The organism is Priestia sp. AB (assembly GCF_028369225.1).
Lineage (GTDB): Bacteria > Bacillota > Bacilli > Bacillales > Bacillaceae_H > Priestia > Priestia megaterium.
The window spans coordinates 146,705-158,562 of record NZ_JAQMYN010000004.1 but is presented as its reverse complement, the minus strand read 5'-3'; the positions used below and the strand labels follow the sequence as shown (position 1 = coordinate 158,562).

14 protein-coding genes are annotated in these 11,858 nt (G+C 37.9%); 7 read left to right on the top strand and 7 right to left on the bottom strand.

Annotation, left to right across the window (positions count from 1 at the left end; genetic code table 11):
- The first annotated feature begins 78 nt into the window (after window positions 1-78).
- The gene (locus POF52_RS13815; protein ID WP_013083907.1) at window positions 79-702 is read left to right on the top strand and encodes a LysE family translocator; all 624 of its coding nucleotides are present in this window, start codon (window positions 79-81) and stop codon (window positions 700-702) included.
- 447 nt (window positions 703-1,149) lie between these two features.
- Window positions 1,150-1,995 carry an N-acetylmuramoyl-L-alanine amidase family protein gene (locus POF52_RS13810; protein ID WP_176584208.1) on the top strand — a complete coding sequence of 282 codons (846 nt, stop codon included), beginning with the start codon at window positions 1,150-1,152 and terminating at the stop codon, window positions 1,993-1,995.
- Between the two features lie 47 nt (window positions 1,996-2,042).
- On the opposite strand, the gene POF52_RS13805 is transcribed toward POF52_RS13810, so the two are convergent.
- The 6 genes from POF52_RS13805 to POF52_RS13780 form a co-directional block, all read right to left on the bottom strand.
- Window positions 2,043-2,360, bottom strand: coding sequence for a DUF3243 domain-containing protein (locus POF52_RS13805; RefSeq protein ID WP_013083905.1), 318 nt, complete (start codon window positions 2,358-2,360; stop codon window positions 2,043-2,045).
- A 218-nt stretch (window positions 2,361-2,578) separates the two neighbouring features.
- Complete coding sequence (locus tag POF52_RS13800) at window positions 2,579-3,085, bottom strand: PCYCGC motif-containing (lipo)protein (protein WP_271993178.1); 507 nt, start codon at window positions 3,083-3,085, stop codon at window positions 2,579-2,581.
- An 84-nt stretch (window positions 3,086-3,169) separates the two neighbouring features.
- Window positions 3,170-3,790 (bottom strand): class I SAM-dependent methyltransferase, encoded by a 621-nt coding sequence (locus POF52_RS13795; RefSeq protein WP_013083903.1) that lies wholly within the window; start codon window positions 3,788-3,790, stop codon window positions 3,170-3,172.
- A gap of 58 nt (window positions 3,791-3,848) precedes the next feature.
- Window positions 3,849-6,410 (bottom strand): heavy metal translocating P-type ATPase, encoded by a 2,562-nt coding sequence (locus tag POF52_RS13790; RefSeq protein ID WP_271993177.1) that lies wholly within the window; start codon window positions 6,408-6,410, stop codon window positions 3,849-3,851.
- Between the two features lie 31 nt (window positions 6,411-6,441).
- Window positions 6,442-6,801, bottom strand: a complete 360-nt coding sequence (locus tag POF52_RS13785) for an ArsR/SmtB family transcription factor (protein WP_013057833.1) — start codon at window positions 6,799-6,801, stop codon at window positions 6,442-6,444.
- 284 nt (window positions 6,802-7,085) lie between these two features.
- A complete protein-coding gene (locus tag POF52_RS13780) occupies window positions 7,086-7,514 on the bottom strand; it encodes a PAS domain-containing protein (protein ID WP_271993176.1) in 429 nt (142 codons plus the stop codon).
- Window positions 7,515-7,701: 187 nt separating this feature from the next.
- On the opposite strand from POF52_RS13780, the gene POF52_RS13775 reads away from it, so the two are divergent.
- The gene (locus tag POF52_RS13775; RefSeq protein ID WP_042452367.1) at window positions 7,702-7,941 is read left to right on the top strand and encodes a hypothetical protein; all 240 of its coding nucleotides are present in this window, start codon (window positions 7,702-7,704) and stop codon (window positions 7,939-7,941) included.
- An 80-nt stretch (window positions 7,942-8,021) separates the two neighbouring features.
- Entirely contained in the window at window positions 8,022-8,174 is a 153-nt protein-coding gene (locus POF52_RS13770) for a hypothetical protein (RefSeq protein ID WP_013057831.1), read from the top strand.
- Between the two features lie 57 nt (window positions 8,175-8,231).
- Here the strand turns inward: POF52_RS13770 and POF52_RS13765 are convergent, their stop codons facing one another.
- The gene (locus POF52_RS13765; protein WP_236702274.1) at window positions 8,232-8,696 is read right to left on the bottom strand and encodes a hypothetical protein; all 465 of its coding nucleotides are present in this window, start codon (window positions 8,694-8,696) and stop codon (window positions 8,232-8,234) included.
- Between the two features lie 388 nt (window positions 8,697-9,084).
- Between POF52_RS13765 and POF52_RS13760 the strand changes: the two genes are divergently transcribed.
- From POF52_RS13760 to qoxA, 3 genes are all read left to right on the top strand, one after another.
- Window positions 9,085-9,432, top strand: a complete 348-nt coding sequence (locus POF52_RS13760) for a hypothetical protein (protein WP_013083897.1) — start codon at window positions 9,085-9,087, stop codon at window positions 9,430-9,432.
- Window positions 9,433-9,740: 308 nt separating this feature from the next.
- The gene (locus POF52_RS13755) at window positions 9,741-10,319 is read left to right on the top strand and encodes a hypothetical protein (protein ID WP_013057828.1); all 579 of its coding nucleotides are present in this window, start codon (window positions 9,741-9,743) and stop codon (window positions 10,317-10,319) included.
- A 566-nt stretch (window positions 10,320-10,885) separates the two neighbouring features.
- Entirely contained in the window at window positions 10,886-11,839 is a 954-nt protein-coding gene (gene qoxA, locus POF52_RS13750; RefSeq protein WP_013057827.1) for a cytochrome aa3 quinol oxidase subunit II, read from the top strand.
- Window positions 11,840-11,858 lie beyond the last annotated feature (19 nt).

Sequence of the window (11,858 nt, the reverse complement as noted above, 5' to 3'; positions counted from 1 at the left end):
GGATTTTATTTTTTTTGAATACTAGATAGTAAAAAATGCTATAATGGTGGGCAAAATCATGCAGGGGGAGAACGACTTATGGATATCGTATCAATCACTTCTTTTTTAGGCGTAGCCGCTTTGCTTACGGTTATGCCTGGACCTGATAACTTATTTGTTTTAGCACAAAGCATATCAAATGGTAGATATGCAGGAATCTCGACTTCATTAGGGCTTTGTACGGGCTTGCTTGGTCATATAGCTGCAGCAACATTGGGCCTATCGGCTGTTATCTATCAATCGGCTTTAGCGTTTGCTATTGTAAAATACGCTGGAGCAGCTTATTTATTATATCTGGCTTATAAGACGTTTACAGCAAAAGATTCCGCTCTCGCTGTTGACAACAAAGAAGCCGTTGAGTACAAGGTGCTATATAAAAAAGGAGTGATTATGAATCTGCTAAATCCAAAAGTTTCGCTTTTTTTTCTTGCTCTTTTACCTCAGTTTGTTAATCATTCAACCGGACACGCCACACAGCAAATGCTTGTTTATGGCGCCGTATTTTTAGTTCAAGCGCTGATTATTTTTACGTTAATTAGTCTATTTGCAGGGAAAGTAGGAGAGTTTTTGCGAAAATCTCCAGCTCTGTCTAAGCGGCTTAATCTCGTGCAAGGCTCTATCTTTACGCTTATTGGCTTAAAAATTGCTTTTAGTGAGAAATAGCAGAAGATAAGATGGCGAACCTGCTTTTTATCTCCATTGAAAGGCGTGGACGTTAGTTAAAGGGAGATCCGAACGATAAATCCAATTCGCTCGGATTTTTTTATGTCTATGGTAAAAGTAAAAGTAGGTTTCGTGTATGCAGTTGCTTCTAGCTGGTGATTGGAGGGCAAGGCGAAGACTCCCGCGGAAAGCGAAGTCTTGCCCGGAAATCAACAGCGGTGTAATGAGATTCACGCTAGCTCATTTATCCGTCTTTATTTTGTGCTTTAAAAAAGCGGAGAATACCTAGCGAAATCCTGCTTTCTTGTGTGAATTTTTTTGAATGTTTTAAGGGGACGAACCCTTCTTGTCCAATCACATATATATATAGAATGAGAGATAAAACATCAGGCAAAGCCGATGTTAATCACAAGTTCTTTCATATTATGATTGAAAGGAAAGGTTCACATGAAAAAAGTATGGCTAGATGCAGGACACGGCGGTACAGATTCAGGCGCTTTAGGAAATAATTTGCGTGAAAAAGATATTACGCTGCAGCTTGTACTACACGCGCGGGCGTATTTAGAACATAACTATTCCGTAGATGTTCAAGTAACTCGTTCAACTGATGTGTTTGTTTCATTATCAGATCGAGCGAACCGGGCTAATGCATGGGGAGCGGATATTTTTGTTTCTATGCACATTAATGCTGGCAGCGGTACTGGATTTGAAACGTATCGGTATCCATCACAAGAGGGGAGTCAATCTTCTCTTTTACAAAAAGAGCTGCACACGGAAATTTTAACAATCATGCGGAAATTTGGAACGATTGCAGATCGCGGTTTAAAAACGGCTAATTATGCTGTACTGCGTGAAACAAATATGCCAGCTGTTTTAACAGAAAACTTGTTTATCGATACGACAGCCGACGCTGAAAAATTAAAAAACGCTACGTTTCTTCGGGAAGTGGGAGAAGCGCACGCGCGTGGAATTGCTAAGTATTTAAACTTACCTTCTAATCAAGTTACATTCTATACCATTCAATCTGGAGACACATTTTATAGCATTGCAAAGAAGTATAATATCACCGTTCAGCAGCTGCAGGATGCAAACCCTGGCGTAGATCCTGCAAAACTGCAAATTAGTCAGCAAATTGTTCTTCCTGTCACTACGTATACTGTACAAGCAGGAGATACGTTCTATAGCATTGCGAAAAAATATAGCATGACCGTTCAGCAGCTGCAGGATGCAAATCCTGGCGTAGATCCTGCAAACTTACAAATTGGCCAGCAAATTATCATTCCAGCTGTTTAATATCTGTAAATAAAAAAGATGACACGGCAGCGTGTCATCTTTTTTATTTATTGAACTAATCTTACAAGCATATGGGCAAGATGATGCTGCTGTTCTTTGTCTCCAACCTTCCACAGTTCGTGAAGCAGGTTTTCCTCTCGATTGCGCGGCTCTTCATGCTTAGCAAGGTAATCAGCTACTTTCTGAGCTGTTTTAGCAAGCTGTTCTTCATTCATCCCTAACTTTTCGCCTTTTGAGACCTTATCCCCTAGATAACTTTTAAATCCTTCGAAGCTAGAGAGAATATCCTCTTTTTTCTCCTCGCTCATAGAATTAATTGCTCCTTCAACTTTTGCTGAATGATTTGTTTCTACAGAATTACTCATAGTTTTTTTCTCCTCTCATGGTTATATTTGGGTGTTAGAAAGCATATTCCCTGAGGATTCAGTAAATAAACGTCCGAATGTGTTATTTTTACATTATGGCGTTTTACAAAGACTTAAAAAGGTGAGGTCAACCGAGATTTTATCAACCAATAATAAAATGACAAAAAAGACTTTGAATAAAGAAATCAAAGTCTTTTACTGATTTTTATACTGAAGCATCATACCTCGGGCGTAGGAGTAGGCGGGGCATAGCCTTCCTTATATTTATCATCGATTTCTTGGCGAATGTCTTCGATGCTTTTGCCTTTGCTGTAGTCTACTACAGCTTGAGCCGCTATTTCTAAACAGACGCCGCATTTTGTTCCGTGATCATCCCACGTCACTGCGCCGTTTCCTTTGTTTTCGAAGATAAAACAGTCGTAGTTGTTTTGATGATTAGCTTCTTCTCCACATCCGCAGTAGCAAGGAATGTTTTCTAGTAAGGTTTGATGCTTAGCAGCGGCTGCATAAATAAGCTGCATGTCTTCGGGCTTGTCACTTAGAAAAGAGGGAAGAGTTTCACTATTTTTTGTTTCTTCTCGTTTATCACCTAATGTGTGCTTCTGATGTTCTTCATGTTGTGTTGCTTCTATACGTTTCCTGCCTGAACTTTCTTTACTTTCGTTTCCGCAGCCGGAGACCATGCTTGCTGCAAGGACAACTGTTATGACCTTTGATTTTATCATCAAAATGTTCATCCTTTCTTCAATTAAAGCTAGACAATAATATGTACATCCATCATGTGAAAAAGGCATCATTCGTCTTTGAAGTCATTCATCAACTTTCTGCAAAATAATTTTCCGATACATACCTTTCAACATGACGCTTGAATTCTCCTTCAAGATAAGCTGATCCCGGCTTGCTTCAAACACATGTTCAAAAGAGAGTCCAATATCCGTTCCTAGTAATTTTACGAAAGGGCGGAATATTTTTTTAGGAAAAGCCGCTGATTTCTTTTTAGTTTCAAATTTATCAAAAATCAGGATAGTTCCCTTAGGCTTTACTACTCTTGTCATTTCTTTTAAAGCTTGCTCCGCATCAGGTACTACGCTAAGAATTAAGCTTGCTACAACTACATCAAACGAAAAAGAGTCGAATGTTAGCTGCTGAGCGTCCATTTGGTGAAAGGTTATAGATGGATTTTTGTATTTATCTTTTGCTTTTTGAAGCATTTCACTGGAATAGTCGATGGCTGTTACATTTACTTCATGAGGAATAAAAGCTAAATCTGCACCCGTTCCAACACCTACAAATAAAATGCGCTGTTCAGATGAAAAGTGGACGTCTTGAAAGACTTTTTTTCTGGCTCGATAAAACATCCCGTTATTAAAAAACGCATCGTAAAAAGGAGCCCAACATTTATAAATAAATTGATTCCAGCGGTTATTCACGTAAACCCTCCTAGAAAATAAGCTTTCCAACGCCTGCTGGAAAGCTTATAGATTACATTTAATTTTTCATTTTGAGTAAGCGAAGGCTGTTTAAAATAACAAGTAGCGCTGCTCCCGTATCGCTTAAGACGGCAATCCATAGAGTAAGCCAACCTGGGAAGATAAAGGCTAAGGCAATGACTTTAACAATAATAGAAAACCAAATGTTTTGTTTGATAACAGCTAACGCTTTGCGGCTTAGCTTCATTGTATGAGGAAGCTTTTCTAAATTGTCTGCCATGAGAACAATATCAGCTGTTTCCATGGCCGTATCAGTACCAGCACCGCCCATTGCAATGCCAAGATCAGCAGTAGCAAGGGCAGGGGCATCATTAATTCCATCTCCAACCATAGCCGTTTGATACCCTTCATCTTGAAGCTGCTGTATGGCTTTCACTTTGTCTTCAGGCAGCAAATCGGCGAAATAGCGGTCTACCCGAGACTGAGAAGCAATCATTTTAGCTGTTCCTTCGTTATCACCGGTTAACATCACAATTTGCTGCATTCCGTTTTGCTTGAGGCTTTCTAAAGCAGATACGGTTGTATGTCTGATGGTATCAGCTACACTAATAATGCCTAGAACACTTTTAGCTGTTCCGATAATAATAATCGTTTTACCTTCGTTTTGAAGCTTTTCAATATGAGACCAGCAGTGGGATAGAGGTGTTTCTAAATCTGAGAATAATTTTGCATTACCTGCGTAATAAACCGTATCTTTAATTGTTGCCTGCACGCCTTTTCCTGTAAGGATTTTAAAATTTGATCCTTGTAAAGAACCGACTTTTTTCTCCTCTGCATAATCCACGATAGCACGGGCAATGGGGTGATTCGAATAGTCTTCAAGCGTTTTTGTTATCGCTAAAAGCTGATTTTCTTCAGCAGCAAGGGAAACAACCTCTGAAACGGCTGGTTTGCCTTCTGTTAGCGTTCCTGTTTTATCAAAAGCAATCGCATTGATTGCACCAGCTTTTTCTAAAAACGTCCCGCCTTTAATGAGCACGCCATTTTTCGCCGCGTTTCCAATCGCAGATACAATGGCGACGGGAGTAGAAATGACTAGCGCACATGGACAAGCCACAACTAATAATTCAAGCCCCTTGTAAAACCACTCACTCCATGCACCATCAAACAGGGGAGGGATGACCATAATGAATAAAGCTAAAATAAAGACGATAGGCGTGTAAATGGTTGCAAATTTATCAACAAATGCTTGAGTAGGCGCTTTTTTCTCCTGTGCTTCTTCCACTAAATGAATAATTTTAGAAATCGTCGTATCTTCCACTAGCTTTGTTACCTTAATTTCTAACGATCCGTTTTCGTTAATGGTGCCCGCATAAACCGTATCACCGATTACTTTATCAACTGGAATAGATTCACCTGTAATAGGAGCTTGGTTAATACTGGATTCGCCGTTTATAATTTCACCATCTAGCGGAATTCGGTCTCCTGGCTTTACGACCATCGTAGTACCGATTGAAATATCTTCCGCTGCTTTTTTAATCAGCTGGCCGTTTTCTTTCACCCATGCTTCAGAAGGAGCTAAGTCCATCAAACCTCGTATCGAGTTTCTTGTTTGTTCAATCGACCTTGTTTGCAGAGCAACACCTAAAGCAAATAGCCAAACGACCGTAGCACCTTCAAGCCATTCACCGATAACAGCTGCTCCAAGTGCTGCAACGGTCATTAAAACATTCATGTCTAAAGAACGGCTTTTAATTCCGTAATAAGCACTTTTAGCCGGCTTATATCCGCTGACAATCATGGCAATAGCGTAGAGTACAGTTGTCATATAAGAAGCAATTCCTGTATGAGAACCGATAAAACCTAATGCGATGAAAATGCCCGAAAAAACAATCGGTCCATTTTGCCCTTTATGGTGCCGCGACTCAGCGGACTGCCTGCTGCTGGTTACTAAAGTAGCGGTATACCCAGCTTTAGATACTTCTTTAATAATGTCATCCGCTTCGTTATCGTGCTCAATTTGTGCTTTTCCCGTTGAAAAGTTAACACGTACATCTTTGACAGCAGGAACTGTTTTTAAATGATTCACAATTGTGTTCGCACAAGCCGCGCAGTCCATTCCTTCAATCAAATACGTTTTCATTTTTTTATTTGATTGGATAGTCTCAATGTTAAACCCTAGTTTTTCTACTGAGCTTGGAATGAGTAACAGAGCTGACTCACTTGCTGCCGCTACCTGGAGCTTCCCTGTATTATAGTTGAGGGTTACATGTTGAATATCGTTTAATGTTTTTAAACTTTTTTCAATCGTCGCGGCGCAGGAAGGGCAATCCATTCCATATACGCGGTATTCAGCCGTTTCTTCTATGTCACTGTCGCCTGATACTATATCGTGATCACTGCAGCAAGAATGCTGGCCTTTGTCGGTCGTTAACGCAATGGTATCTGAACAGCAGCTGTGACTGTGTTCATGACTCTTTGTGCCGCAGGAAGAAGGCTCTTCAGTAGATGCGGCTTCTGAAGAAAAGGAGCAGCAGGTCTTGCTTTCAATTTCTGGTGAAGAAGATCCGCTGCAGCAGCTTCCGGTATGCTGATGATTTTTTTTATCTTCGTGTTTCATTGTGTCCCACTCCCTATACGGTAAGAAAAACTTAAATGGTTACGTCTTCTTTTTTAGCAAACATGATATCAATTACTTGTTTAATATGTGCATCCCTTAAAGAATAAAAAGCTAACTTTCCTTCTTTGCGATAATTGGCAATTCCTATATTACGCAGCAGTCTTAAGTGATGAGAAGCAGTCGCAACTGTAGAGCCTACAATATTGGCTACGTCACATACACATAATTCCTCGCCTTTATACAGAGCCAAGACGATTTTAAGCCTCGTTTCATCTCCTAACGCTTTGAACAGGGCAGAAACACCTTGAACAGCTTCGGCATCGATAGCAGGCTTAATACGATTTACTTTTTCTTCATTAAAACAATAAATATCACAGCGGTCTTTTGGCATGATTTCCTCCTTCATTCAAACATTCAAATGATTGTTTGTTTATAATATATGTCAATTTCAAAAAATGTTCAAACATTTATTGAGTATTCGGAATTTTTTTCTGAGCAAAACATAAATATAGAAAGTATGCCTATTAGTGTATGTACTCTGTACTAAATGGTGCGGGCGAAAAGAGAATGACTTTACATGCAGGCCAAAACAAAAAGCCACCCCTGTAGGTAGCCTTTTAATGATTTTAAAAATGATAGAAATAATGGAATATAGCTTAGACTTTGTTTACTTAATTAGCGTTTTAATCGGTTAAATAATAAATCTGCTGCATTATTTAACACCTTGTCCGACTCTTTTAATCGTTTGTTCGAGTTTTCTAAATAGGATTGAGCAGATAATACAACATCTAACGGATCCTTGACATTCTTCTTTTCGGTACATACTAAATGCCCTACACCATTTTTCCAATGAATCGTGCATTTAAAATTCACAAATATATCATCGGTCGTTCTCAAACGCAAATGGCTGATGATGGGGTTAGATGAGGAGTGCTGTGACAGCATCCACATTGCTTGTTTCCGGTCGTCTTTATGAATAATGCTCCACAGACTGGAGACTGAAGAAAAATAAGAATGTGCTTGACTAGAAAAATGAAGGATTTCACCTTCTTGATTTAATTGAAAGTAAGGAACGGGGATCCATTTAAGTATGTTACTTTCCATCATGCACCTCTCCCAACTTAAGTAATCCCTTTTACCATATCACAATTACCTAATATTTGTATGATTTTTATTATTTCCCCCATGTTTTTCCCCGTTTTAAGCTGTAAAAGCTAAAGAATTATTCAGTTTAAAACACTTGAAAAAAGAACATTCGTTCGGTAAACTGAACATTAAAGGAGCGAATTCTATGCGACAGCTACTTCAAGAAAGCTACTCTTCAAAACGACCTGTTGAAATTATTTATATGGACGATAAAGGATGTTTGACCCAGCGATTTATTATTGTGTATAAAATTTGTCCTGAGAGCATAAAGGCTTGGTGCTTATTAAGAAACGAGAAACGAACGTTTAAAATGGAGAATATCCTTTCATATGGGTTCAGTGATAAAAGAAAAAAAAGCTTTAGACAAAAAGCTTCCTCACTGTAAATACGACTTTTTCATATCATTTCCTCTTATGGGGTGTGAGTTATTCTCATACACTATATCCACCAGAAAGGGGAATGAACATGACATTAAACCAAGGAAATAAAACTAAACACATCGCTAAAGGAAGAACGGAAAAAGATGATATGACAATGCAGGTTGAGAAAAAACAGCATGAAGCACAAAGTACCTCTTTGTCTCATAATAATTGTCGGGCAAACCTTGATGGAGATTAATCTAAAAAAGGAAAGCTTTCGTTTCCGAAGCTTTCCTTTTTTGTGTATATCGCATTTTTAAGTTAACTCGTATTTTTCTGATCCAATTACAATATAGTCTCTTGCTTGATATATGAACTTTACTGATTTTTCACAAACTTCGTACGAGTAATTCTCTAAAACATTGCTTTTTTGATTAATGTAATGCATAAAAGCACGCTGAAAATAACCATTCTCCACAAAAAGTTCACCGGTTTTGCACAGTTTTTCATGTGCTTCTTCCAGCCATTTTGCAATTTGGCTGTCGTTGTTAGCGAATGTCAGGATGTGTGCATAGTGATCTGATAAATCTGTCATATCCTCTTTATCCTGGTCAAAATAAAACACTTTTTCTTTTTTTGACTGCAGCCTTTGTTTATGCAAAGTGATATTTTTTAACAGTTCTTTTTCAACGTCTTCTTCGGGACTTATATAGATGGGGCAGGTGCCTGCTACCTCACCTTGATCTGTAAATAATACAACATAGTACAAATCAAACATCATATCTCTCCCTTCACGTGTTCATACTATCCTATCTCGCATCCTTCATTTTTAGAATCATTTTTCTAACGTTTGTGCAACATTGGTTCTAATGTATTGTATTACTCATAAGCGAACCTCAGATTTAACGGGAAAGAAAAGGAGAAATGAAAATAAAAATTCTGCGTTTCTTCATTATAATAAGAAAAAACGATCTGTTTACTAGTATTTAAATCTTTCGAAAAATCAAAATAAATAATGATTGATTTCGTCACTTTATTGTGGTTTCATAATAAAGTGTAAAAAGACCATTTTTCTTTCAGAGAGAAATGAGATAGAGTGCTTCTGTGTTGAATCTTTCTTTTGAATATAGTATACATACAGGGGTATAGAAATTAATTGGGAGGAAAACATGGCGATACTATATATGAGCATAGGTATTTTACTTTTATTAATGTGTTACAGTTTTTATAAACGCTATGTGCCGGTGCAGGGAATAAAGAAAGTGACGACCGTCGACTGTGCTTCTACAACAATTTCGTATGTAGATGTTCGTCATTTTCATGAAATGAAACAAAACCCCTGTCAAAAAGCAATCCATATTCCGCTTCCTTATTTAGAGAGACAGCATGAGGAAATTCCATATAAAGAAGTGGTCGTAATTGTTCCTGACAGCATTTCCCGAAATTTAAGCATTCGTCAGCTCAAAAAACATGGGTACCAGGTCAAGGGATACATGTGTGCGGAAAGATGTGTGTAATAAAAAGAACAGCAAATGACCCTTTATAGGGTTTCCTTTTGGAAAGCTGTGATATATAAGCTGAAAGATACCTGTGTCAAAACGGGTATCTTTTTTTGTTATGAAGATGAGAAGGGGGGCAGGGATGGGTTTCTTTTGGTTCAACAGCTACTGAGTCTTTTAGCGTATTTTTATGACAAAAGGTTTGAAAAATCCCTTTTGTGGTAAAAAAAAACGTAGTTCTCCTAGTGCATAGACAGAGGTTTAATAGGAAGTTATAATTTAGGCAATTACATAAAAGGGGAGTAAGCTAAGGAAGGTGAATAGATGTGCGAAAGATAAAGCGGTTGCTATTTCTGTTCATTTGTATAGCGGTTGTAATTGTTGCGTATGAAATGATTCGATATCCGATTGAAAACAATGCTGCAAGTGTGCAGCAGCATTTGCGAAATTGGGAGCATAAAGAAAGTATTGATGGTTCTGCAAGGATTACGCTGCAAGATTTTAAACGGGTTGATCACTCTAATACATACATAGCCTTATTCTCCATACCTGGTGATAAAGAAGGAATGGCCGTATTGAAGCAAGGATGGAACAAACGCCTGCGTATTGAAGTCAGTACCAAAATGAGCAATTTAGTGGATTATGATGATATCCATACAAATAAAGGGACATATGCGCTGTTTACAGGAACAAATAGAAGTAAACAAATTGAGCGAGTAAAGGCGGCTTTAGTGCACGATACGTATACAATTGATGCCGCGGTTCCAAAAAGTGATTATTTTGTGCTGTATGAAAAAATACCGAGTCATATTAAACATCCGTTTCCAGCAACGACAACGCTGCTGGATAAAGCAGGGGATGATATCACGGTTAAAGAATTTATGGATCAAGAGCTGCGTGAGTAACACGCAGCTTTTTTCTGTAATAAAAAGCTTTTTTTAAAAATTCACGTTTTGTTCATATTTTCGAAAGAAAGAATTTTAAGCAAAAAAATCAAATATTTGCTACAAAATAAAAGGGAATTAACGGGCAAAATAAGTTTCATACAGGACGTCACATTTTCTTTGAAAATTTGTCACAAAATATTCAATTATGTCGATGTGTATTGATATATCAATGTTGAAGCAAACATGCAAGGCTAATTTTGCAGTTATTCCTAAAGAAATAGTTAAGAAATGGGAGTCGAATCCTTTTATTTACATTTATTCATACCACATTATGTGATAGAATATCGCAAGGTTGAAGCACTCTAACCCCATTAGTACAGTCACTATATTAGAATATTTTTAATATAAAAAAATAAAGCAAAAGGGACGAAAAAAATGTCATTTTGTATTACAATAGTAGTGGCCTACAAATAAGGGGGAAGAGAGTCTGTATAAAAATGTCGTTATCTAGCGAAAGATAGCGCATTTTGAATGTTCATCAATATAGGCTTCGCATCATGTGTTGTTAGAAAGGAGAGTTTTAAGTGAAACCAAAAAAAGGATTTTGGAAGCTAGTAGGTTTACTATCTGCGCTTTCACTAGTATTTTTGAGCGGTTGTTCAAAACTTGCTGTATTGAACCCGCAAGGTCCTGTTGCAAAAACGCAATCTGATTTAATCATTTGGTCTATGTGGATGATGTTGATCGTGGTTGTTGTCGTATTTGCTATTTTTATATTTGTTCTTGTCAAATATCGTGAAAAACCTGAAAACATGGACTATGAGCCACCTGAGCAAGAAGGTAACTTAAAGATGGAGGTTATTTGGACAGCTTTCCCAATCATCATCTTAATTCTATTAGCAGTGCCAACTGTTAAAGCGATCTACTCTGCAGAAGAAGTACCGGCAGAATCAAAGGATAAAGATCCAATCGTGATTCACGTTACATCTGCAAACTGGAAATGGATTTTCAGCTATCCGGAACAAAATATCGAGACGGTTAACTACGTAAACATTCCAGCAGATACGCCAGTGAAATTTGAGTTAACGGCTCAAGGACCTATGAACTCATTCTGGGTACCAGAACTTGGCGGACAAAAATATTCGATGAACAATATGTCAATGCCATTATACTTAGAAGCTGATAAGCCTGGTTCTTATATGGGACGTAGTGCTAACTTCTCGGGTGAACATTTCACTCAAATGCAGTTCGAAGTTCAAGCTCAAACGGACAAAGACTTCAAAGAGTGGGTTAGTGATGTAAAAGGTACAGCTGGTAAACTGACTGAAAAGAAATATGATCAAATCCTAAGCCCAGGCGTTGTTGGTCGTCAAACTTACAACGGTACACATTTAAAATGGATTGACCATGCAAAAGATGTATACATTCCTGGCAAAGAGCTAGAACGTGGTACAGGACATGATCACAGCAAGATGAAAGAAGACGAAAAAACGAGTAATGAAGAAATGGAAAACATGGATCACTCAAATCATGAATAACATTCATTTATTACACTAA